This is a genomic window from Companilactobacillus miaonis, from assembly GCF_036913615.1.
Lineage (GTDB): Bacteria > Bacillota > Bacilli > Lactobacillales > Lactobacillaceae > Companilactobacillus.
This window is the reverse complement of the sequence record NZ_JAYKTX010000009.1, coordinates 1-22,420: the sequence shown is the minus strand read 5'-3', so window position 1 is coordinate 22,420 and position 22,420 is coordinate 1. Positions and strand designations below refer to the sequence as shown.

Sequence of the window (22,420 nt, the reverse complement as noted above, 5' to 3'; positions counted from 1 at the left end):
AATATTCTAATTTATAATTCTTCCGTTCCCTTAAGAGTATCCGACCATTCTTCCTTTTGACTCCAATCATGGGTCCTTATAAATTCCTCATCGTCAAACACATTCTTACGCTTAGGAACATAAACTATATCGCCATGTCTTCCTTGAAAAACAATATACTCATCAGATGTAATATGAATCGACTTTGGAATAGTAAATACTTTAGAATCACCAATTTTTCTAACTTTTACTTCGTCAATTTTCATGTCCATACTCCCCAGTCTTTTGTATCTTTAATATATATAGAACTAGATTGTAATTCAATTTTTTAAAACCCTATTCTTCAAAACCGTTATCTCACACAGAGTGACACCAAATCACAAATATAATTCCATAAAAATTAGAACATCGGTTAATTCCAATAGAATAACTATTTCTAAAAGAATAGAAAACGTCCAAACCATAGATCCGTTAACTAGCACCGGAGTAACAAAGCTGATGGGCTCAGATGTGAAATTATTCTTAGCAATTTATTTGCTTAGAATAAGGCTGAGCTTTGAGATTTTTCCGGGCTTGAAAAAGCTCAAAGTCAGCCCACATCGTTCCAGCCCAATCAGCTTTGTTGCGGAGGAGCGGCATCCCCCACCAACACAAAAAAACAACCATTTCCATAAAAATATTCCACCAAAATATTCCATCTAAAAATTAGATTTTATCAGTATTTTGAAGTACACTTTTACATATGAATAATAGAGGGGAATTTATTTTATGATTGATACTTGGATCATCTGGCTAATTCTCATTATCTTAACAGTCAATACTATTTCGGCTCTTATTACTGTCTTTCACAGACCTCGTAATATTGTTACTACTTGGGCATGGATTTTAGTCCTCGTTCTACTACCAATTGTAGGTTTCCTGATTTACGCATTCTTGGGACGTGGGATTGCTCAAGAGAAAATTTTTAATATCAACAAACAAGAGCATTATAGTTTGAGCCAACTGAAAAGAATGGCCATTGCTGCTCAAAAACGTCCGCAAAACGCCTCCCGTTACGATGAGACCCGTTACGCTGACCACATCATTAGATTCTTCAACGAAACTGAGGAAGCTCCTTTAACGCGCCATAACGAGATCAAACTGTACTTTGATGGACAAGAGAAGTTCAAAGACATGTTTGAGGATATTCGCCAGGCTAAAGAAACGGTCCACGTTGAATATTATGCTTTCATTAAAAGTAAGATAGGTGACCAATTCCTGGACCTTTTAACGCAAAAAGCTAAGGAAGGCTTAGAAGTCCGAATCCTATATGACCCATGGGGTTCTGGTGGTACGACGCCAAAATACTTTAGAACCTTCCAGGCAGCCGGTGGTGAAGTCTTGCCTTTTATCACTTCTAAAAATGTGATTGCCAAAACTCGTTTGAATTATCACTTGCATAGAAAAATCGTTGTCGTTGACGGGACTACTGGTTGGATCGGTGGTTTCAATGTCGGCGACCAATACGTTAATACAACTGAAAAGTTTGGTTATTGGCGTGACACCCATTCACGAATTTTCGGCGCGGCTGTTTTACTTTTACAAGAAAGATTCTTCCGTGACTGGAACGCTTCACTAGATAGTAAAGCTGAACCTTTGGCATTTTTGGAAAAATACTTTCCATCTGACAAGTTCAATACGGATGCTAATCTGCCGATTCAAATCATTTCTGACGGACCCGATTCACGAGATGAGATACTCAAGGACGGTTTCATCGATATGATCGTCAGTGCCAAAAAGAGTGTTTGGATTCAATCACCTTACCTCGTACCTGACGATGCGATGTTCACCGCTTTAACAATTGCTGCTCGTTCCGGGGTCGATGTCAGGATCATGATTCCTTGTATGCCGGATCATCCTTTCATTTACCGGGCAACTCAATACTATGCCAACCTTTTGACGACTTACGGCATCAAAATTTACAGTTATCAAAAGGGATTTTTGCACGCTAAGACTTCAGTCTTTGATGGCAAAATTTGTTCGGTCGGTTCAATGAATCACGATTTCCGAAGTTATTCATTAAATTTTGAAGCTAACGCCTTTATCTACGACGCAAAGATTTCCCACCAAATTGCTCGTTCGTTTGAAGCGGATATGAAAGATTCGCTGCTTCTAACACCAGAAATTATCAAAGAACAAGGTATGTGGCTTCACTTCAAGCAACGTTTCTCACGTTTACTATCACCCATACTTTAATAGAAAAAATATTAAAGAGGACCAAGTAAATCAATACTTGGCCCTCTTTTATTGGAGTGTACATATCAAATGACATATATATTAGTAGTTTTAATTGCTTTATTTGGTGCTTTAATGCGAACAGCCTTTGGTTTTGGGGAGGCACTAGTTACCATGCCACTGTTAGCGTTAATTTCTTTTAACCTACAAACTTCGACCGCTTTAATCGGAGCCTTAGGATTGTTAGTCGCTATTCCGGTTGCTATCAAATACCATCAACACATCGATTGGTCGACTCTCAAACGACTGATCATCGGTTCAATTTTGGGGATTCCAGTTGGAATTTTGATCATCAAACTAGGTTCACCGATTATTATCATGAAAGTTTTAGGACTTTTCATCATCGTTTACGGAGCTTACAACCTCTATGCCTTGAAGCATCCCCGAAAAACTAGTTTAAAAATCAATGATAAATACGATTATCTAGCCGGAATCGTCTCCGGAATCTTAGGCGCATCTTTTAACAGTCACGGCGTTCCCATCGTTATTTATGGAACCGCTAAGAAATGGGATCCTGATAAATTACTCGGTATCTTACAAGGACACTTTGTCGTCGTTGGTAGTTTGGTCGTCCTAAGCCAGTTAGGGTCCGGCATGTGGAGTCTTGAAGTGGTCAAACTACTGGCCGTCATCATTCCATTATTGTTCATCGTCGTTCCATTCGGCAATTGGATCAGCTCCAAAATCGACAGTCAGCACTTTACAAAATACGTGTTTGCTATTCTAATCATTTTCGGATTAATTTTGTTACTGAAAAACTAACGGCTCATCGCATCGGCACCTTGCATCACACTCTTGATCTCGCTTTCGTTAACGAGGTTCAAATCACCGGCAATCGTCAACTTCAAAACGCTGGCTGCCATGGCATAGTTAACTTGAGTTTGTAGATCGTAATTGTGTAAGAAACCATGAATCAATCCGGCACCAAAGGCATCCCCACTTGCGACACCTTCATAGACGTGCATCTTGTAAACTGGGCTTTGAGCAAATGTCCCATCACGCAAAACCAGGGCCGTCCATTGTGAATCCTCGACCGATTGGATATTGCGCAAAATGCTGGCTACGATGTGGATATTAGGATATTGCTTAATAACTTCTCTCATCCCAGCTTTGAAGCTCTCAACTTGGTCGATGCCGTGTTTCATATCGCCATCAAAAGCTTTAATGTTCAAGCTAGCTTCAAAATCCTCATCATTAGCTAAAACGACATTGACGTATGGCATAACTTTTTTCGAGAATGCTTGAGCCTCTTCTGGAGTCCACATCTTGCCTCGATAGTTTGTGTCAAAAACAACCGTGATGTTATTTTCTTGGCAATACTTCACCGCTGACAAAAGTGTGTCTTGCATTTCTTTTGACAAAGCTGCAGTGATTCCAGAGAAGTGGAAATAATCAACATCTTTTAAAAGCTCTGACCAGTTAAATTCATCACTCTTAGCTTCTGCAAATGAACTTCCAGCTCGGTCATAAACGACATTTGTTCCTCGAATGCTAGCACCCTTTTCAAAGAAATAAATTCCTAGTCTTGGTCCACCACGCAAAATCTTACCTGTATTTACACCGTAACGGTTCAAAGTTCCTAAAGCTGCATCACCGAGTAGATTTTTTGGTAACTTGCTGACATATTCAGCGTTATCTCCTTGCAAGGCTAAAGAAACCGCCACGTTAGCTTCTGAGCCACCATAATTTGCTTCAAAAGAATCTGATTGTAAAATACGTTTGCTTTCACTTGGCTTTAAACGTAACATCATTTCTCCAAAGGTTAGAACTTTCATCATAATTACCTCCATTATTAAATTTCTTAATAAGAAACTAAGTTTATATAAAATTTACTCAAAAAGAAAAAATTCTTTCTCAGAATTTTTTCTTTTTTCTTATTTAGAAATACTTTTTATTTATTAGAAATCACACTTATAATATAATCCTTTGAAAGCGTTTTATCAAATAGTTTATAGTGCCTGTTCAATTTCCTTTTTAGTCTCTAAAACATATTGAATGATTTGATCACGACGATGATCTCCTAGACGATAGTCTGGTGTACTAACACTAAAAGCTCCATAGACTTTATTGTTCTTCTCAATCACTGCTCCAATGCAGACAACTTCTGGTTGGTTCTCTTTGTCATCAATCGAATAGCCTCTTTCTTGTACGGCCGCAATTTGTTTGTTCAATTCAGAAATACTGATGATCGTATAATCTGTCACTGGTTTTAAGGTTTCTTTTGAAAAATATTCATCTAACTCTTCAGGAGTTTTCGAAGCTAAAATTGCCTTACCCATGGCGGAACTATATAGATTCAGTTTACCCCCGATGCGTGATTTCAAATTAATACTTTGTGGACTCTCTAATTTTTGCAAATAAACAACTTTATTATTCTGCTCGATTCCCAAATGGACTGTTTCTTCAGTCTCATCACGCAACTTCTTTAAAAATGGCAAGGCAATACGGCTGATATCGAAGTCAGCCAAGGCTCTTTGACCATAGCCAATCAATTCAGTACCAAAGAAGTACTGTTTGGTGTCATCATTTCTCCAGATGATATTTTGCTCACCCATAGTCGTCAAAATTTTTAAGGTCGTCGATTTAGGCGCTTGAATACCTTCACTAATTTCTTTAAGTGTTAAGCCGGTATCTTGGGACATCATATAGTCCAAGATGGATTTAGCTTTGATCAATACTGTTCCGTATGCTTTTTTCTCAGCCATAATTTTGCTCCCTTCAAAATAGAACTTAGGTTTATTATATAGAAATTATATGCCATTTTGGAAGCCTTGTCATCTCTGATTTTAAATTAAAATTCTTTTAATAATTTTCATATGTAGACTATTTTTATTAAAAAACAGTGTTACAATGGTGAATAAATTTAATAATTGGGAGATTAATAATGGAATATTTGAAATTAATTGGAATTGTTATAATTATTCTCGGATTTGCCTTCAAATTAGACACCATTGCTGTTGTTGTTGCGGCAGCTTTGGCAACTGGTCTAGTTTCTGGAATGTCCTTGACCCATGTTTTAACACTTTTAGGTAAAGGATTCATGGATAACCGAATGGTTTCCTTATTCTTTCTAACCTTACCAATGATTGGTGTCGTTGAAAGTCATGGTTTGAAGCAAGCTGCTGTCAACGGCATTAGTAAGATCAAAAACTTATCGGCTGGAAAAATCTTTAATATGTATTTAGCTATTCGTGAAATCACTGATGCTTTGGGGATTGCTTTACAAGGTCAGGTTCAATTCATTCGACCATTGATCAACCCTATGGCTCAGGCTGCTGCCAGCATCAAGAAACCTTTGACCGACAAACAAGTCGATTTGATCAAAGGACGGGCTGCCGCAACTGATAACTTTGGTAACTTCTTCTCACAAAATTTGTTCATCGCCTCTAGTGGTGTCTTGTTAATGTCTAGTACCATGAAGTCACTCGGTTATTCAGCCACCCCCGGTAACATCGTTCTTTATTCAATTCCCATGGCAGTGATAACTTTTGTCATAACTGCAATTTACAATCGACGTTTTGATAAACAATTCAATGAATAAGACGAGGTAAAAATATGAGTGTAAACAATATTCTAGAAATTTTTTATGTTTTAATCGGTTTGATCATGTTTTTTGCCAGCATCGAATCTTTCCGCGATAAGGAAAACTCTGCCCGTATCGGAACCGGCCTTTTCTGGTTGATCATGGGTGTTATCTTCGCCGTTGGTAAATACTTACCAAACTTCGTTATCGGAATTCTTTTAGTTTTCGTAGGTATTTTGTCATTACTCAAACAAATCAAAGTTGGCAAAATCAAAGAGGTTAATAAAGAGTTGGCCGAAAAATCTGCTAAACGTTTGGGAGCTTGGCTCTTCTTTCCTTCCATCGTATTAGCTATCTTATCGATTCTGATCAGTCAATTCACCAAACTCGGCGGTCAAGTCGGTATTGGTATCGCCTCAGTAGTTGCTTTGATCACTGCTATGATTTTGTCTAAAGCTGATGGTAAAACAACTTACCATGATAGTGAAAGAATGGTTCGTTCAGTCGGAACCGCCGGTATCTTGCCACAACTTCTAGCTACCTTAGGCGTTATCTTCACTGCTTCCGGTGTTGGGGATGTCACTTCAAAAGCCATCTCCGGAATTTTCCCAGCTGGTGATCACTTACTCGGAGTCGTTTTATATTGCGTAGCCATGGCAATCTTCACGATGATCATGGGTAATGCCTTCGCTGCTTTTGCAGTTATTACAGCCGGAATCGGAATCCCCTTCGTCGTAGCTCAAGGAGCCAATCCTGCTGTCGTCGCTGCAATCGGAATGACCGCTGGATATTGTGGCACTTTGATGACACCAATGGCAGCCAATTTCAACTCGCTACCCGTGGCACTGCTGGAAATGAAAGACAACCTAGGCGTGATTAAGCAACAATATCCAGTCGCTTTAGTATTACTCGTGATCCAAATTGCATTAATGTACTTTTTAGCATTTTAAGGAGGAAATATTTTTATGAAAATTCTAGTAACAGGTTTTGATCCCTTTGGGACTGACAAAATTAATCCAGCCATCGAGGCAGTTAAGAAATTACCCGATACCATCGCTGGTGCTGAAATTATTAAAGTAGAGATTCCCACTATCTTCAATAAATGTGCTGAAGTAGTTCATCAAGCTATCTTAGACAACAAACCCGATTACGTTTTAGATATCGGTCAAGCTGGCGGACGTTTTGCTTTAACACCAGAACGCGTTGCCATCAACTTCGACGATGGAAGAATCAAGGATAACGCTGGCTATCAACCAAGAAACCAACCAATTCATGAAGACGGCCAAAACGCCTACTTCACACAATTACCAGTCAAAGCTATGGCTTCAGCTATCATTGCAGCTGGCCTTCCAAGTTCAGTTTCAACAACCGCTGGAACCTATGTCTGCAACCACATCATGTACCAAGTTCAATACATGATCGACAAAGAATTCCACGATTTAAAAGCTGGTTTCATGCACATTCCATTCTTGCCTAACCAAGTAGTAGATCGTCCCGACACACCAAGTCTTTCCCTTGATGACGACGTCAAAGGAATCACTGCCGCAATCGAAGCAATTGTCGAACGTGATGGCAAAGGCGACATCGAAGTAGTAGGCGGCAGTTTGCATTAACTATGTTTTGCTAAGTATGCCGCTCCTCCGCAACAAAGCTGATTGGGCTGGAACGCCCTGGGCACTATTTTGAGCTTTTGCACAGTTCGCAAAATCTCAAAAATAGGCCTTATTCTAAGCAATAAATTGCTAAGAATAATTTCAGGGCTGAGCCCATCAGCTTTGTTGCTCCGGTGCTGAATAACGGATTTATGGGTTATTTGATTTCCATTCTTTTAGAAAATAGGGGGTCTATTGAAATTAACCTATGTTCTTATTCTTATGGAGGTAGGATTTTAATAGGTGTCACTCTACTTTTGAAAACCATTCTTGAAGAGAGAAGTTTTTTTCCCGTTTGTTGCTCCGGACTGAATAGTGCTTCTACGTTTTACTTCTTTCTAATGATTTAGAAATAACAGTTCTATTCAGACTTTCCCTTAATAACTAAAAAAACAAAATACAGCATCTATTCTTTAGTACCACTTTCAGAATAGGTGCTGTATTTTTTTGTTTATGAATTTAAACTAATGAAATTTTTACCCTTTTACCCAAAGTACTAGCAATTTGGGATAATTTCTTCATTGAATCATTATCGCCTCATTCTATTCTTGCAATCGTAGCTTGTATGATATTTACTTTTGGGGCTAATGTTGTTGTTAACTTTTTTAATTAAGAATACCGAACATAGATCAACCAAAAAATAAAAAACTCATTACAATAAAAAAATTGCATTATCAGAATGAAATTCTAAATAATACAATCTTTGCAAAGATACTATTTTTCTACTTTATATCATCATAACCCCATACTGAATAGAACTACTATCCCAAAAAATATTAGAAAATAATAAACCATAGAAGCACTATTCAGTCTGGAGCAACAGCTCGGGGAAATGCTCAGCCCTGAAATTATTCTTAGCAATTTATTGCTTAGAATAAGGCCAATCTTGAAGACAATTCCCGCTTTTGGAATTGGCTCCAAGTTGTGCCCAGAGCGTTCCAGCATTTCCCCGAGCTGTTGCGGAAGACGGCATCCTTAACCAATCTTAACCGTTATCCGATTCGTAAACACTTTTAACGACTCTTTGATGATACAAATCGTTTCCTTGTCCCCAGAAAATGAAACTCAGCGATACGTAGATGATCGCTAGTAAAATATTTACTGCATTAAATGGTGTCGAATTTCTCATCATCAAACCAATTATGAAAACAATCGAACCAATCGGAATGATGGCCCCTAGCCATGCATGCGAATTGTTAGCAAAAACATATTTCTCAAGAATCAAGGAGGCGATTGAACCAATTACAAAAAATACCCCTAACATAATTACACCCCCATAATTAATTCAGCGATAATTATAATAACATAATTAATTTTCTGAAATAATCATTTTCACTCTGAAAACGTTTCCGGACACTAATCACAGACATTCTGGACGTTTTATTGGATAATTAACTTCAAGGGGGAACACTTTGACTAAAGAAATTACTATTTATGATTTATACGAAATTTTACATAACAAGCTTGGCGAACAAAATTGGTGGCCAGCTGAAAATACTGAGGAAATGTTGACGGGGATGATTTTGATCCAAAATACTAATTGGAAAAATGTCGATAAATCACTAGCCAACCTCAAAGAAGCAACTAATTTTGAGGTTGATAAAATGCTGAAGATTTCAACCGAACAACTTCAGGAACTGATTCAACCTAGTGGTTTCTTCCATAATAAGGCACTCTTTTTGCAATCGCTTTTGACTGCCTATCGTGACCAATTTCCAACTTGGGAAAAACTTCCTACAACTAAATTACGTAAGAAACTCTTGAGTCTCAAAGGCGTTGGTAACGAAACTGCTGACGTGTTATTGCTGTACTACTTTCATCGGGCCACGTTTGTCGCTGATAATTATGCTATGAGGATGTTTCAAAATTTGGACACCTTCACTAAGAAACCGACTTACATGCAGCTCAAAAAAGCCGTCGAAGTAGATTTTAACTTCAACTCTAAACAGGCTGAGGAGTTGCACGCGTTAATCGACCAATTGGGGAAAAATAAGCGTGATTACTTGGCAGAATACCAATTACACCTACCTTTTCTAGCGTCCCATGATGCCATAGTAAAATAAGTGGATCAATTCCTCGGCATGATGGTTGAATTTAACCGCGTCATAACTGGGATTTAAGGCATAGCTGACGTACATGTCTAAGAAAATCAGCGCTGCTTCATTAGAAATTTGTGGATTCACTTTGCCTTCCTTACGGCCTTGATCAAATAACTTATTCCAGAAATTGACTTTATAGTCGTTATAGACTTTTAAAACGGTTTTTGAGCCATTAGCTCCGCGAAATTCTTTTAGCATGAAATTGACGAAATCGTCACTGATCTGTGATGCTTCAGAGCTGCCACCTCGCATCATCGCCTGCATTTTTTCGACAAAAGTTTTATCAGGGTCATCTAACAATTTATCGTACTGGCCATACCCTTCAACAATCAATTTCACGACTACCGCCCGAGCTAATTCGACTTTACTAGCATAATATTTATACAAGGTGACTTGTGAACTGTTCGCTTCCTTTGCAATTTGCGCAATGGAAGTTTTTTTGTATCCATTCACAAAAAATAATTTTGTAGCAGCGTTTAGAATTGTTTTTTGCTTATTTTTTTTACGTTGTAGATTGTTTGTCATGAAATCCTCCAAAAATATTTTTTATAAATATTTCAGTTTCTTGCCCATTCTTTCAACAATCGCTAAAAAGCCCGTCAGAATAGTTCATTTAGCAGTTTTTCTTTGATTGACAAGGCCAATTCCTAGCTCTAATATACTCGGTAAATAATGAACTATTCAAGCTAAATATTTCAATTTAGGGGGTATTTTTATGACAACACCTACATTACACATCAACCATCTTCAAAAGAATTTTGGTAAGTTCCAAGCTTTAAAGGATATCACTTTTGACATTTATCCCGGCGAAGTTTTCGGTTTTATCGGACCTAATGGGGCTGGTAAATCGACTACGATTAAAACCTTGTTGGGAATTTTAAAGGCTAGTGGTGGCCAAGCGACCATTTTTGGCAAAGACGTTTTTAAAGACGCGGTAGCAATTCACTCACGCCTAGCTTATGTCCCTGGAGACGTTTATCTGTGGCCCAATCTCAGTGGTGGCGAGATCATCGACCTCTTTTTGAAATTAGCCCACAACAGGCACACTGAAAAAACCGACCAATTGATCAAAGCTTTTCAACTCAACCCGACCAAAAAGGCTCGGACTTACTCAAAAGGAAATCGTCAAAAAGTAGCTTTGATTGCGGCATTCTCCACCGAAGCTGACTTCTACATTTTCGACGAACCGACTAGTGGGCTTGATCCATTGAACGAGGAAATTTTCCAACAAGAAGTTCTCAAGTTAAAAGCCGCTGGCAAGGCAGTTTTGCTCTCCAGTCATATTTTGTCAGAGGTTGAAAAAATGTGTGACCGGATCGGTATCATTCGCCAAGGAAAAATTGTTGAAACTGGAACTTTGCAAGAAATGCGTCACTTAACTAGAACGGTCGTCAAAGTCCAAACGGTGGAGCCAACGCCTGAAATAACCGCCTTAGTCGGTGTTCACAATGTCGAGGTCAATCAAAATGGCTCGATGACTTTAGCGGTTGATTCTGAACACCTCGACAGTCTGATGGAATATTTGTCTAAGAAACAGATTCTTTCTCTGCAAGCTACCCCACCAACTTTGGAAGACTTATTCCTACGTTATTACGATTCCGAGGTGCAAAATGAAAAATAATCAATTTCAAATGACCGGCTTTTTAACTCGGTTCACTCTAAAAAAAGACCGCCTCAAACTATTAGTCTGGGCGGTAGTTTTAATCTCACTGTTTGTCGGCGTCGCCAGCAAATTCACGAGTTTATACGGCAATCGACAAGCCATCGATGAAATAATTAAGACACTCAAAACTCCAGCGATGGTGTCACTCTTTGGAAAGATGCCTAAAAATGCTTTTACTAGCGCCGACGTCTTCGCAGCTGAAATGACAGTCTTTATGGCTATCATCTCCTGTATCATGAATTACTATTTCGTGATCCGTAACACTCGTGGTGAAGAGGAATCTGGCATTTTAGAAATGATTCAAGCCCATTCTGTCGGACGTTTGGCAAATCTGAGTGCTACTATCGTTGAAAGTTTTCTTTTAAATTTTGGCATCGGCTTGATCTATGCTCTTGGTTTACAATTTGCCAATCTTTCAGGTACTGATCTCAATGGTAATTTCTTACTTGGATTAGGCTTGGCTAGTTGTGGTTTCATGTTTGCCGGTATTGCGACTGTAGTGTCGCAACTCAGTGATAACACGCGCAATACCACAACTTTAGCCTATTTGGTATTTGGAATCATGTACATCGCTCGGATGATCACCGACGTCACCGATCCCCACTACACTTGGTTTGTCCCTCTAGGTTGGGTAGAAAAATTCTCAACTTATCAACAAAATAACTGGTTACCAGTTATCTTAATGTTGGTGTTATCTGTAATTCTAGTTCTAACAGCTTTTTACTTAAACTTGCACCGTGATCTTGGCTCCGGCCTGATTGCTACCAAACCGGGTAGAGCTTCTGCTAGTCCTTTGTTACACAATCCGTTGACTCTTTTTTGTCGTCTCAATCGTGTCAGCATCCTAGTCTGGTTCTTCGGAATTTTAATTTTAGGGATGACTTACGGCTCAATTTTTAACACAATTGGTGATATCGTCAAAACCAATCCAATGTTCAAACAACTACTCAGCACAAGCGCCATCGATAACGCTAATCTATTGATAGTAAAGCAATTCATCGGCGTGTTAATGATTGTCTTTGCGGTTTTAGCCTTGATACCAGGAATATCTCTAATCAATTATTTAAAGAAAGGAGAAGACAAAGGATACCTAGAAATTATTCACGCTACTCCAACTAGCCGTTTGAAACTATACAGTTCAATGGTTTTCTTATCCGTTATAACGATGACGATTATCTTTTTTGCTGGAAACCTCGGACTATATCTCGGTGGTAACGCCGTTATGAAGCAAAATCTACCCTTAGAAATTTTTCAACGCAATCTATTAGGATACTGGCCCGCAACTATGATTTTTCTGGGCATCTCTGCTTGTTTAGTCGGCTGGCTACCAAAATTGATCAGTTTGAATTTCGGTTACTTGATCATCAGTTTCTTCATTCAATACTTCGGTAAGCTGTTAAAACTACCCGACTGGACTGAGAAATTAACCCCCTTCGGCTATCTTACCAAAGTTCCTGTGAAAGATTTTAATCCAACAACCTTCTGGTTCCAACTAGCCCTAGCACTGATCTTAATTGTAATTGGTTATATCGGTTATCGTCGACGTGACTTGGTAATCAATTAACAGTTTTTTAAGTACAATATCCAAGATGTCAAAATTATACTTAAGATTTTTTAGGTTCCAATGATAATTCCCAATAAACAAAATTTTCATTAATTAATTCAATTAGTCCAAAGTTTGCGTAAACGTTTGCAGTGGCATATGATTGAGCTAACAAGTTTTTTCGAAAGGATGATTTTATGTATAAAGCTTCAGATACTCGTTACCAAGGAAACGTACGTCACGCGGGGCAAACCGGGTTAATGTTGCCACCAATCTCACTTGGACTCTGGCATCATTTCAGTTGTGCTGATCCATTGAGTGAAAGAAAGCAAGTCATTTTACATGCCTTTGACAAAGGTGTTTTCCACTTTGATGTTGCCAATCACTATGGAGACGGCACCAAAGACGGTTTAGGTAGCTCCGAAACTCTGCTGGGACAAATTTTGAGCACCGATTTGAAACCATATCGTGACGAATTAGTTATTTCTACCAAGGCTGGTTATGAAATCCACGATGGTCCTTACGGTATCGGCACTTCCAGAAAGTCCTTGTTGCAAGACATCGACTCTTCGCTCAAACGGTTGCAACTGGATTACGTTGATATTTTCTACGCTCACCGTTATGACGATAAAACTCCAATTGAAGAAACCGTTCGCGCCTTAGACGACATCGTCAAGTCTGGGAAAGCTTTATACGTTGGTGTTTCAAATTATGAAGTTCCACAAATGAAACAAGCCATCAAATTATTTAAACAATTAGGTACTCCATTTGTTTTGGATCAGATGAGCATGAACCTATTAAACAATCACGTTGAAGATAGTGGACTACTCGACGTCCCAAAAGACGGCGGTGCTGGAGCCATCGCTTATGGTCCATTAGCTGAAGGTCTATTATCCGACCGCTATCTCAACGGCATCCCCGAAAGCTTCAAAATCCATCCAACTAACGAAGACCTATTTGCTAACGGCAAAGATGCTTTAGTCAAGAAATTAAACGACCTCAACGAAATCGCTAAAAACCGTAACCAAACCCTCAGTCAATTGGCACTAGCTTGGTTACTAAGAGATCCCGTTGTCGCCAGCGTCATCATCGGAACTACTAACGTCGATCACCTAGACGATAACCTCAAAGCTCTAGATAATCTCGATTTCAGCCCCGATGAAGTTGCCGCAATCAAAAAGTTGATTAAATGACAAAAAGAGGCTGTACTAATGAAAGTATCATTAGTACAACCTCTTTTTTGCATGCGGAAAACAACATCAATCACTAACCGCATCCAATTCAACAATTCGATCAAACAAAGATTTTTCTTGATCAGAAATCTTATGTGCCACTTCGATGACCGCAATTTGCGGATTCTTCAAAATTGTATTGTGAATCTCTAATGACAATTTAGAATCCAAAGCACTCGTCGCTTCATCAGCCAATAAAATTGGTCGGTTAGATAACAGTGCCCGAGCAATTTCAACCCTTTGAATCTGACCACCAGAAAGATTGGCGCCCTTTTCACCAACTTGATAGTCCCAGCCTTTTTCTTCTACCAACTCAGATAAACCAGCCTTTTGAGCCAATTCATTCAACGTAGCAGCATCAGCTTTTCTACCTAAAGTGATATTAAATTTCAAAGTATCATCAAAGATGAAGGGCTTTTGGTTCACATAGCTAAAGTTATCATGAGCTGCTTGCCAGTCCCCTGTCACGCTATTTTGATTAATGTAAATTTGGCCATTATTCGGTTGTAACTTTCCTAAAAACAACTTCAATAAAGTCGTCTTTCCCCAGCCACTAGGTGCCATCAACAAGACTTTTTCATTAGGTTTTAGTGAAAAATCCAAATCAGAAAATAACGTCTTATCTTTCACCCGATAAGTTAGATCATCTACATTTAACCCCGAAAAGTCACTGCTGGTAGCGGCCTTAGGTTGCACTTCATTAAATTTCAAAGCTTGATCAACTTTATCCCACATCGGTTTGGTCGACTGAATGGCATTGACCTGTTGGAAAATATTGATAATTGGATTAACGAAATCATTCGATAATTGCACGATCATGACTAAAGTACCAGCGCCAATCTGGCCTTGATACATGAGGATTGCTCCCACCAAAAATGGGAGGATGAAACTAAAAATTTCCGCTACTGCCAAAATAATTTCACCGGCAACTGCTTGCGTGAAATTCAAACTTTTCAGAGCATCTTCCATTCGCTTAGCCCCAACAATAACCCGACCGACGATAGGAACTTGTACATCGTACAAATCTGCCGTAGCGGCTCCATCCAAGCCATCACTGACTTTTTGAGTATAATTAGCATTCGCTTTTTCCCAAACGGCCGACTTAGCTTGGATTTTTTTCGTGAAGAATTTCTGAACAATTCCAGGTACAATCGTGGTTACAATAAACAGCAAAGTCAACAGCCAAGAATTAAGCAGCCCGACCACAATTGCGACGACAAACGAGATAGCTTCCGTGATGATCATCAATTCATTAGTGATTTTCAAAGTCTCGATTTGCTTGACGTCATTGGTCATCAAACTCAATCCATCCTTTTGAGAATCGTCTTGTTTCTCAATTAAGTAAGTCATCGTCTTCGCCTTAATGTGAACGTTGATATCCTTGATAATATCGCATTTCAAATACCGATAAACAAAATTTGCTAACATAATTACTGCAATTGCCAACATACCAACAAGACCGACCACAATCAGTTTATTAATGTTTCCTTGACGAAATTGTGCCATATTCAACATTATTTTGGTGACATAAGCTATTACAACATTTCCTAAAGCATATATGATAGAAAATATAAAATACAAAAATATTTTAAATTTGGAGGTGTAACGTAAAGATATATTTGCCATAATTCCCCTTTTCCAAATATCACAAACACTGATATTTTGTTTGGCAACCAAACATTAAAAATATTTAATAATCAATACCCCCCACACAAATACCAATGCATAAATATAAGTTTGATTTAACAAATATTTTACCTCTCAAAAATTAGATTTCAAGACATAATATTAAAGTTGTTTTAATTTACAGATAAAATAAATAGACCAAGGTAATCGTTCAAATTACCTTGATCTATTCACCTTAATACCTGAAAACTACTCAAGTTATGTCCCGCTCACCAACATATTAACGACGTGGCATCTTTTCAAACAAACCATAAAATTGCGATTTATCGTCAAAGCTAGCCCGATTTCTACCATTGAGTCCGGATTTTTTCGAAAGATCTCCCAACTCAATCAAAAAATCATCTTCTTTTCTAGAAAAATGAACCCTACTAAAAGCTTCCATGTAAATATAATTAACCAACCTGCTCAACCAAGCTTCAGGATTTTTGACCGTATCTAATTTTAAATAAACCTGACTTAATACATCTGTTATATTCAGTAAATAAGATGATTGATCCGGATGTTGATGTAAAGAATTATACAATTCGTGAATAACTTTCTTCGTTTTCTCTATGTCTAGCATGTAACAACTCCCCAAATGTTTTTATAGCTACGCTCTTAAATTTAATTGATAAATCAAGTTAATATTGATATCTTCCCTTTTATTTATTAGTATCTTTTGCAAAAGAATTTACTTCCAAATTCAATTTTTATCCAGTAATTTATCTTTATAATATTTAAAGAACGTTTCTTCTCCAGTAATAATAGTCGTTTTACCACTCATTCCATAATGAATTTGTGAGACAACATTAGCTCTAATCTTGGCTTTAGCGCTAACAATATAATAAGTTCCTTTGTTTACTGGAACTGGGGCAACACTAATATTATTAATAATTCCATCAATTAAAATTGGTCGAGGTACATTACGGGTGATTTCTAATCGCATATGCTGCCCCTTTTTAATTGAAGAAATTTCTCTTGAAGAAACATAACTTCGTAATTTCAAAATATTACCCTTTTTTAAAACTGGATATATTTCAGCCATTTCAGATCCAGCTCCAACATATTTGGCCCCTCTTATTGATTGATTGTTCATATGAATAATTCCCGATTTTTTTGCTTTAATATACGAATTGTTTTTTAAATCATTCAATTCTTCTAAATTAGTTTTTAAATTTCTTTTTTGTGCTTTTAGTTTAACCAACTCTGCTGAAATATTTTTCAATTGATCATTTTGTAGAGATTGCAATTTCATTTTATTTGAATCCACATTATACTTACTATCATCAAAATCTTTTATGGAGTTTTTCTGTGTATTAATATTATTAATCTCATCATTAATATTGGTAATTCGTTGTCTTAAATTATTTAGATAAGTATTTTTTATAGTTGATTTTTCAGTATCAGATGCACTTTTTAATTCTGCATTATATTCATAATACAAGAAACCATATTCATTTATAGATGAATACTCCTTATCGTCTTTTATGGCATTAAAAATATTCTGACAAGCTCTGACTTCATTATTTTTTTGATTTAGATTACTATCGTATAATTTGGTTAGCCCTTCTATCTTGTCATTAGAAAAGGAAGACTTACTTTGTATCAGGTTATTCTCAATATCATAAATATTTCTTTGATTTAAATAGCTCTTCAATAAATTCCGATATCCATATCTATCATCACTACCAAAAATATCTTGATTAGATTCAACACTTTTTTTAAACGTTTGTAGACTTTTAATTTGATTATCTACATTTGTTTGTTGATCTTGAATATTACTAATTTTAATTTCATTATTAGTATTCTCATATGAGAGTAAAACTTCTCCTTTTCGCACATATTTTCCTTCAGATAAGTAATTCTTTTGAATCGCACTATTAGAGGGTGATTGAACAATGGGAACGTTTTGTCTACTACCGATGTCTCCAAAGGACTCAATTATAATTTCACGTCTCATAAAAAATGAAAAAACAATAACAGAAAGGAACAAACAAAAAAGCGGAATTATCAGCAAAGTTGAAAAATTATCGAATCTCTTATTATAAAACTCACTACTTTCCAAAAACTTTTTATTTATCATTATAGTTCACTCCTAATTGTTCAAAAGATCAAAGTAATAACCCTTCTTATTGACTAATTCTTTATGAGTCCCTTTTTCTACAATTTTTCCCTTATCCAATACCAAAATATTGTCCGTTTTCTTTGCGATTGACAATCTATGGGCAATGAAAATAACTGTTAATCCCTTAACTTTCATTAAATTATTCACAATATTATTTTCAGTTATGGAATCCAAGCCGCTAGTAGATTCGTCAAAAATCAAAATTCTAGCTGGGGACAACAATGCTCGAGCAATAGTGATTCTCTGCTTTTGACCACCAGACAAAGTATTTCCATTTTCATCCAAAACAGTCTCAAATTGTAACGGCATTTTCTCAATATCATCATCTATTTGAGCAATTCTGCACGCCTCTAAAATATCTGCATCACTTAAACCTTCTCGATTTCCTAATGTTAAATTTTCCAAAATACTTCCCGAAAAGATGTAAGGAGATTGAGGTATATAGTTAATGAAACGTCTTAACGTATGCTTATCTATATTTTGAATATTATTCTTATTAATGGAAACTTCCCCTTTATTGGGTTTAAAGAAATCTACCAATAATTTGACTAAGGTTGATTTACCAGATCCACTCATTCCTACAATAGTTACTTTTTCACCAAGGTGAATATTTAAATTAATATCACTTAGAACATTTTCTCCATACCCATAACTATAACTAACATTTGTTAGGCTAATATCCCCAACTAATTGATTAACATTCTGAATTGATCGATTTTCTTTAAACTCGGAATCAACCAAATAAACTTCATTCAATCTATTGTTAGCAACCTTAGCCGACTGCAGCTTAGGTTGTAAATTGATAATATTCTGTAATGGATTAACAAAATACGCAAGTAATGCATTATACGTCATTAATTGGCCAACAGACAATTTATTTTTAGTTACCATAAGGGCTCCAACCCACAAGACTACAACACTCAAAACTAATTGGATGAATAGCTTCAAAGTTTGTTGTAACGTATCGGCCTTTACATAATCCAAGCTTTTTCTTAAATAATCAACAAATTCACTGTCAATTTTAGAATAACGCTGATCTTCACTAGTTAAAGATTTAATTGTTTCAATTCCATGAATATCTTCAATAATTGAAGAATTTAAAACCGATCCACTCTCCATTTCTTTTTGATTTAATCTTTCGAATGGTTTAGAAAATATCCAAATTATTACTACATAAATCGGAAGGGATATTAAAGTTATTAAAAATAGACTTTCATTTTGAATGACTAAAACGGTTCCCATAATAATAACAATTCCGACATCCAAAAAAATCGAAATTATTGTGCTAGCCAAAGCATCAATAATTTTATTAGCATCATTAAATCTAGAAACAATTTCCCCTGTTCTTCTGGTAGCAAAGAAATCCATAGGTAATTCAAAAATATGCCTTATGTAACTTAAAATAATATCAATAAACAACCTTTGACTTAAAATTGATAACAAGAAGTCCCTAGCATACGTAAATATAGATTGAAATATATAAAGAACCATCAATCCCAAGGAAATGATTGCTAAGGTATTAGCCATATTATTAGGAATATATGAGTCAATAACTGTTTGCAAAAAATATGATCCTATAATACTGATAACAGTTATCAATAATGCCGCTAAAATAATATTGACAATCAATCTCTTTTGTTTAAAAAGCATTGGAACAAACGAAAAAAGGGATTCCTTTTTATCGACTTTTTCAGGCTTATACTCTGAATTAGGTGCAAAAAATAAAGCTACTCCCGTCCACTCAGAGGCAAATTTTTCATACTTCATTCTAGTTATTCCGACCATTGGATCAGGATCGGCAATCAAAATGTCGTTTCCGGTACATCCCAAAATCACATAATAGTGTTCTAAAACCTCATTCTTTACTACATGGGCAATGAACGGAAATAGAATATCCTTTTCCTTAAAAAGACTCATGTCTGCTTGAATCGCCTGTGTGTCAAAATTTAGTTTCTGAGCTGTTTTAATCAATCCTAATGCTGTAGTACCCTCTTTGTCGGTTTTAGCTAAATTGCGTAATCTAGCTATAGAATAATTTGAACCATAATTTTTTAAAATCATCGCTAAAGATGCGGCACCACAATCACTTTCATCTACCTGAGATACATATATTTTATTTCTATTCACTACAGTCATATCTCTTTTTCCTTATACACCAGAAAATAATTTTTCTTCCATTGTAAATGCTTATTCTATAATGAATGTTCCCACTTCTTTAAAGTCCCTAACTAAGTTCTCTAAAGACATGAAAATAAAAAATATTCGTTCAAGACATCTATATGCCCACTTCAGGATAAATATATATTTCAATATTTTAATTGTCTTAGAATATCTTTATAATACTTTTTAAGCGGAGGATATGGAAATGAAAAAAGAGCTATTTTGGGACAAAAAAATTTCAATTGATAAACTAAAGAAAATAAATGGCGGAAAAGTACCTACAAATGCAACTGTTTTAACTCCTAAAGGCAACGAACTTAAATGTTTACTTTCATTATTTAGGCATTGCGATTAAAATTATACGTAGTGCTAATTATGAGGTGAACAACGGATGATTACTGTAAACACTTTTTTATACACAATAGAGACGATGGTATCGTGTCTATTTTTTTTCTTTATATTTCTTTATCTCTATGATTTGAAAATGAATTCAATAAAGAAAATAATATTGTTTTCGTTATTATATATATTAATGATTATTATGATTTTTTATGCAGGCATTTTGATAACTCCTTTATTTGCATTAATAATGTTCACAACAATCAAAAGAAAAAAAGATAGCATATGTAAAAAATTTTACTTAATCAATACTATTCTTCTTGGATTGTTAATTGAATTAATTTCATCAATTATCTCCTCCACACTTTTTTCCAAAATATATTATTCCATAAAAATATCAGATTTCGTTTTAATTGGCGGGATTATAACTACTGAATTAGCCATAATCCTATTATTTCTTACCCTGTTTAGCAAATTATCGTTAAAGAAAAAAGTTATTGAGGTACATTCTATTTATCCAAGTATGGTTTTGCTTTATATGTATATAGTATTTATAACCTTTATATATTTCATAAAAATTTTCAAAGCTTATACTATACTAATTTCTGGTATTTTGTTATTTCTGTCAATTCAAGGAATAGTTATTGTATTGATTTTCATTTATGCTAACGGACAAAAAGAAAAAAAATTTGAAGATCAATTAATTTTAGAACAAATAAAAAACTTAAATCTATATACAAGCCAATTAGACAAAGATCAAAAAGAAATGCATAAATTCAAGCACGATTATCAAAATATATTAAATAGTTTATCGGAAATTGCTGTATCAAACGATAATGATGATTTAAAAAAATCTTTAATTGATTTAGAAAATTATTCATCCGAATACTTTGAAAATATCTCAATGGACGATTTTAAAGATCTAGAATATATCTCAAATGCTTACATAAAATCATTATTAATTAGTAAATTAAAAGCTATCAAACTAAACAAAATTGATTGCTATTTTGAATGTAAAAGCGATTTAGATACGAATATGGGAAACATTAACATTTTTGATTTAATAAGAATTTTAGGGGTATCCATAGACAATGCCATAGAATCTGTTAAAGAACAAAAAAAGGGCAAAATTCAGATTTTATTTATACAAACAGCTAATAATCTAGAAATAATTATCAAAAACACGATTTCTGATTCAATACCCATGAACAAAATTACTAAATATGGGTATTCTTCAAAAAAAAATCACTCTGGACTTGGCATGATCAATTTACAAGAGATTAAAAAAAAATATCCAAATTTACTTATTTTTTTTAATTCAACAAATAATTGGTTTAATATGCAAATCACTATTACTGAGGAGAATAAAAAATGAGTTATCCTATTATAATCTGTGAAGACAATTCAATTGAATTAAAACAATTAAAAATTTTAATTGAAAACTATTTGTTATTCCATAAGGGTTTCTATGAAATTGGCTGTATTGCAAAAGAGCCAGTTAAGATTTTACAATATCTCAAATCTTCTGTGCCGAATAATGGTATATATATATTAGATATTGACTTAAAGTCAAATATAAACGGGATAGATTTAGCACAAAAAATACGTAATATTGATGTTGAAGCAAACATTATATTTTCAACAACTCATGAAGAGATGGCTCGTGAAACTCTTAAGAGAAAAGTTGGAGCCATTGCCTTTATTGAAAAAAATCAAAATTTAGAAGACTATAGAGATGATATATACCAAACACTGAAATACATAAAAACACTAATTGAAAAGTCATCAGACTATCGTCAGCAAAATTTTATTTTTGGAATTGGCACGCAGATATTCAATTTTAATCAAAATGAAGTATTTTCAGTCGAGGCTTCAAAATTGCCACACCAGTTGATATTCACATCTAACAATGGCCAATATGAATTTTATGGAAAGCTTAATGATTTAGAAAAAAAATATTCTTTTTTATTTAGAATAAATCGCTCATGCTTAGTAAATCCTCAAAATATTAGAAAAATAAATTTTCCTTCCAGAACTATCATTTTAAAAAATGGAATAACAAAAAAATTTTCTATTCGAAAATTTCAATAACAAGTTAGCCACTTGGACAAAATAAATTGAATCCAAGTGATATCAGTATTTGAAGTTTATAAATATGTCTTTAAG

The 22,420-nt window shown here is 35.4% G+C and carries 21 protein-coding genes; 12 read left to right on the top strand and 9 right to left on the bottom strand.

The window, feature by feature from the left end:
- Nucleotides 1-11 precede the first annotated feature (11 nt).
- Nucleotides 12-245 (bottom strand): AbrB/MazE/SpoVT family DNA-binding domain-containing protein, encoded by a 234-nt coding sequence (locus tag U8521_RS08810; protein ID WP_334331914.1) that lies wholly within the window; start codon nucleotides 243-245, stop codon nucleotides 12-14.
- 502 nt (nucleotides 246-747) lie between these two features.
- On the opposite strand from U8521_RS08810, the gene cls reads away from it, so the two are divergent.
- Together cls and U8521_RS08800 are read left to right on the top strand one after the other, a co-directional pair.
- Nucleotides 748-2,214: a cardiolipin synthase gene (gene cls / locus U8521_RS08805; RefSeq protein ID WP_334352462.1), complete on the top strand. Its 1,467-nt coding sequence runs from the start codon at nucleotides 748-750 to the stop codon at nucleotides 2,212-2,214.
- Between the two features lie 69 nt (nucleotides 2,215-2,283).
- Entirely contained in the window at nucleotides 2,284-3,015 is a 732-nt protein-coding gene (locus tag U8521_RS08800; protein WP_334352461.1) for a sulfite exporter TauE/SafE family protein, read from the top strand.
- On the opposite strand, the gene U8521_RS08795 is transcribed toward U8521_RS08800, so the two are convergent.
- Both U8521_RS08795 and U8521_RS08790 read right to left on the bottom strand, forming a co-directional pair.
- Complete coding sequence (locus tag U8521_RS08795; RefSeq protein ID WP_334352460.1) at nucleotides 3,012-4,031, bottom strand: sugar kinase; 1,020 nt, start codon at nucleotides 4,029-4,031, stop codon at nucleotides 3,012-3,014. The genes U8521_RS08800 and U8521_RS08795 overlap by 4 nt on opposite strands.
- 171 nt (nucleotides 4,032-4,202) lie before the next feature.
- Nucleotides 4,203-4,958: an IclR family transcriptional regulator gene (locus U8521_RS08790; RefSeq protein ID WP_334331918.1), complete on the bottom strand. Its 756-nt coding sequence runs from the start codon at nucleotides 4,956-4,958 to the stop codon at nucleotides 4,203-4,205.
- Between the two features lie 179 nt (nucleotides 4,959-5,137).
- On the opposite strand from U8521_RS08790, the gene U8521_RS08785 reads away from it, so the two are divergent.
- The 3 genes from U8521_RS08785 to pcp are packed head-to-tail and all read left to right on the top strand — an operon-like array spanning nucleotide 5,138 to nucleotide 7,389.
- Nucleotides 5,138-5,794 (top strand): DUF969 domain-containing protein, encoded by a 657-nt coding sequence (locus U8521_RS08785; protein WP_334331919.1) that lies wholly within the window; start codon nucleotides 5,138-5,140, stop codon nucleotides 5,792-5,794.
- A 14-nt stretch (nucleotides 5,795-5,808) separates the two neighbouring features.
- Nucleotides 5,809-6,726, top strand: a complete 918-nt coding sequence (locus U8521_RS08780; protein WP_334352459.1) for a DUF979 domain-containing protein — start codon at nucleotides 5,809-5,811, stop codon at nucleotides 6,724-6,726.
- A gap of 15 nt (nucleotides 6,727-6,741) precedes the next feature.
- Complete coding sequence (pcp, locus tag U8521_RS08775; protein WP_334331921.1) at nucleotides 6,742-7,389, top strand: pyroglutamyl-peptidase I; 648 nt, start codon at nucleotides 6,742-6,744, stop codon at nucleotides 7,387-7,389.
- A gap of 1,024 nt (nucleotides 7,390-8,413) precedes the next feature.
- Here the strand turns inward: pcp and U8521_RS08770 are convergent.
- Nucleotides 8,414-8,692, bottom strand: a complete 279-nt coding sequence (locus U8521_RS08770) for a hypothetical protein (RefSeq protein WP_334331922.1) — start codon at nucleotides 8,690-8,692, stop codon at nucleotides 8,414-8,416.
- A gap of 148 nt (nucleotides 8,693-8,840) precedes the next feature.
- Between U8521_RS08770 and U8521_RS08765 the strand changes: the two genes are divergently transcribed.
- A complete protein-coding gene (locus U8521_RS08765) occupies nucleotides 8,841-9,491 on the top strand; it encodes an endonuclease III domain-containing protein (RefSeq protein ID WP_334352458.1) in 651 nt (216 codons plus the stop codon).
- Here U8521_RS08765 and U8521_RS08760 read toward each other — a convergent pair.
- Nucleotides 9,462-10,052, bottom strand: coding sequence for a TetR/AcrR family transcriptional regulator (locus U8521_RS08760; RefSeq protein WP_334352457.1), 591 nt, complete (start codon nucleotides 10,050-10,052; stop codon nucleotides 9,462-9,464). The genes U8521_RS08765 and U8521_RS08760 overlap by 30 nt on opposite strands.
- 190 nt (nucleotides 10,053-10,242) lie before the next feature.
- Here U8521_RS08760 and U8521_RS08755 point away from each other — a divergent pair, with 190 nt between their 5' ends.
- From U8521_RS08755 to U8521_RS08745, 3 genes are all read left to right on the top strand, one after another.
- Complete coding sequence (locus U8521_RS08755; RefSeq protein WP_334352456.1) at nucleotides 10,243-11,148, top strand: ABC transporter ATP-binding protein; 906 nt, start codon at nucleotides 10,243-10,245, stop codon at nucleotides 11,146-11,148.
- Nucleotides 11,138-12,754, top strand: a complete 1,617-nt coding sequence (locus U8521_RS08750) for an ABC transporter permease (protein ID WP_334352455.1) — start codon at nucleotides 11,138-11,140, stop codon at nucleotides 12,752-12,754. The genes U8521_RS08755 and U8521_RS08750 overlap by 11 nt, the downstream gene beginning before the upstream one ends.
- 176 nt (nucleotides 12,755-12,930) lie before the next feature.
- The gene (locus U8521_RS08745) at nucleotides 12,931-13,926 is read left to right on the top strand and encodes an aldo/keto reductase (protein ID WP_334352454.1); all 996 of its coding nucleotides are present in this window, start codon (nucleotides 12,931-12,933) and stop codon (nucleotides 13,924-13,926) included.
- Between the two features lie 66 nt (nucleotides 13,927-13,992).
- On the opposite strand, the gene U8521_RS08740 is transcribed toward U8521_RS08745, so the two are convergent.
- The 4 genes from U8521_RS08740 to U8521_RS08725 form a co-directional block, all read right to left on the bottom strand.
- Nucleotides 13,993-15,582 carry an ATP-binding cassette domain-containing protein gene (locus U8521_RS08740; RefSeq protein WP_334352520.1) on the bottom strand — a complete coding sequence of 530 codons (1,590 nt, stop codon included), beginning with the start codon at nucleotides 15,580-15,582 and terminating at the stop codon, nucleotides 13,993-13,995.
- 289 nt (nucleotides 15,583-15,871) lie between these two features.
- On the bottom strand, nucleotides 15,872-16,213 hold the full coding sequence (locus U8521_RS08735) for a bacteriocin immunity protein (RefSeq protein ID WP_334331928.1): 342 nt from the start codon (nucleotides 16,211-16,213) through the stop codon (nucleotides 15,872-15,874).
- Nucleotides 16,214-16,333: 120 nt separating this feature from the next.
- Nucleotides 16,334-17,713 carry a bacteriocin secretion accessory protein gene (locus tag U8521_RS08730; protein ID WP_334352453.1) on the bottom strand — a complete coding sequence of 460 codons (1,380 nt, stop codon included), beginning with the start codon at nucleotides 17,711-17,713 and terminating at the stop codon, nucleotides 16,334-16,336.
- Between the two features lie 12 nt (nucleotides 17,714-17,725).
- On the bottom strand, nucleotides 17,726-19,891 hold the full coding sequence (locus U8521_RS08725) for a peptide cleavage/export ABC transporter (protein WP_334352452.1): 2,166 nt from the start codon (nucleotides 19,889-19,891) through the stop codon (nucleotides 17,726-17,728).
- A gap of 229 nt (nucleotides 19,892-20,120) precedes the next feature.
- Here U8521_RS08725 and U8521_RS08720 point away from each other — a divergent pair, with 229 nt between their 5' ends.
- The 3 genes from U8521_RS08720 (at nucleotide 20,121) to U8521_RS08710 (ending at nucleotide 22,345) form a co-directional block, all read left to right on the top strand.
- On the top strand, nucleotides 20,121-20,270 hold the full coding sequence (locus U8521_RS08720) for a hypothetical protein (RefSeq protein ID WP_334352451.1): 150 nt from the start codon (nucleotides 20,121-20,123) through the stop codon (nucleotides 20,268-20,270).
- Nucleotides 20,271-20,456: 186 nt separating this feature from the next.
- On the top strand, nucleotides 20,457-21,629 hold the full coding sequence (locus U8521_RS08715) for a GHKL domain-containing protein (protein ID WP_334352450.1): 1,173 nt from the start codon (nucleotides 20,457-20,459) through the stop codon (nucleotides 21,627-21,629).
- The gene (locus tag U8521_RS08710) at nucleotides 21,626-22,345 is read left to right on the top strand and encodes a LytR/AlgR family response regulator transcription factor (protein WP_334352449.1); all 720 of its coding nucleotides are present in this window, start codon (nucleotides 21,626-21,628) and stop codon (nucleotides 22,343-22,345) included. Before U8521_RS08715 ends, U8521_RS08710 begins: the two co-directional genes overlap by 4 nt.
- The last annotated feature ends 75 nt before the right edge of the window (nucleotides 22,346-22,420 follow it).

What these genes read in the sequence shown, in the direction of transcription:
- U8521_RS08750 (WP_334352455.1), top strand. Translation starts at nt 11,138, where the DNA reads ATGAAAAATAATCAATTTCAAATGACCGGCTTTTTAACTCGGTTCACT.
- U8521_RS08715 (WP_334352450.1), top strand. Translation starts at nt 20,457, where the DNA reads ATGATTTTTTATGCAGGCATTTTGATAACTCCTTTATTTGCATTAATA.
- U8521_RS08760 (WP_334352457.1), bottom strand. Translation starts at nt 10,052, where the DNA reads ATGACAAACAATCTACAACGTAAAAAAAATAAGCAAAAAACAATTCTA.
- U8521_RS08800 (WP_334352461.1), top strand. Translation starts at nt 2,284, where the DNA reads ATGACATATATATTAGTAGTTTTAATTGCTTTATTTGGTGCTTTAATG.
- U8521_RS08710 (WP_334352449.1), top strand. Translation starts at nt 21,626, where the DNA reads ATGAGTTATCCTATTATAATCTGTGAAGACAATTCAATTGAATTAAAA.
- U8521_RS08745 (WP_334352454.1), top strand. Translation starts at nt 12,931, where the DNA reads ATGTATAAAGCTTCAGATACTCGTTACCAAGGAAACGTACGTCACGCG.
- U8521_RS08790 (WP_334331918.1), bottom strand. Translation starts at nt 4,958, where the DNA reads ATGGCTGAGAAAAAAGCATACGGAACAGTATTGATCAAAGCTAAATCC.
- U8521_RS08720 (WP_334352451.1), top strand. Translation starts at nt 20,121, where the DNA reads ATGAAAAAAGAGCTATTTTGGGACAAAAAAATTTCAATTGATAAACTA.
- U8521_RS08755 (WP_334352456.1), top strand. Translation starts at nt 10,243, where the DNA reads ATGACAACACCTACATTACACATCAACCATCTTCAAAAGAATTTTGGT.
- U8521_RS08725 (WP_334352452.1), bottom strand. Translation starts at nt 19,891, where the DNA reads ATGACTGTAGTGAATAGAAATAAAATATATGTATCTCAGGTAGATGAA.
- U8521_RS08735 (WP_334331928.1), bottom strand. Translation starts at nt 16,213, where the DNA reads ATGCTAGACATAGAGAAAACGAAGAAAGTTATTCACGAATTGTATAAT.
- U8521_RS08780 (WP_334352459.1), top strand. Translation starts at nt 5,809, where the DNA reads ATGAGTGTAAACAATATTCTAGAAATTTTTTATGTTTTAATCGGTTTG.
- cls (WP_334352462.1), top strand. Translation starts at nt 748, where the DNA reads ATGATTGATACTTGGATCATCTGGCTAATTCTCATTATCTTAACAGTC.
- U8521_RS08795 (WP_334352460.1), bottom strand. Translation starts at nt 4,031, where the DNA reads ATGATGAAAGTTCTAACCTTTGGAGAAATGATGTTACGTTTAAAGCCA.
- U8521_RS08770 (WP_334331922.1), bottom strand. Translation starts at nt 8,692, where the DNA reads ATGTTAGGGGTATTTTTTGTAATTGGTTCAATCGCCTCCTTGATTCTT.
- U8521_RS08730 (WP_334352453.1), bottom strand. Translation starts at nt 17,713, where the DNA reads ATGATAAATAAAAAGTTTTTGGAAAGTAGTGAGTTTTATAATAAGAGA.
- pcp (WP_334331921.1), top strand. Translation starts at nt 6,742, where the DNA reads ATGAAAATTCTAGTAACAGGTTTTGATCCCTTTGGGACTGACAAAATT.
- U8521_RS08785 (WP_334331919.1), top strand. Translation starts at nt 5,138, where the DNA reads ATGGAATATTTGAAATTAATTGGAATTGTTATAATTATTCTCGGATTT.
- U8521_RS08810 (WP_334331914.1), bottom strand. Translation starts at nt 245, where the DNA reads ATGAAAATTGACGAAGTAAAAGTTAGAAAAATTGGTGATTCTAAAGTA.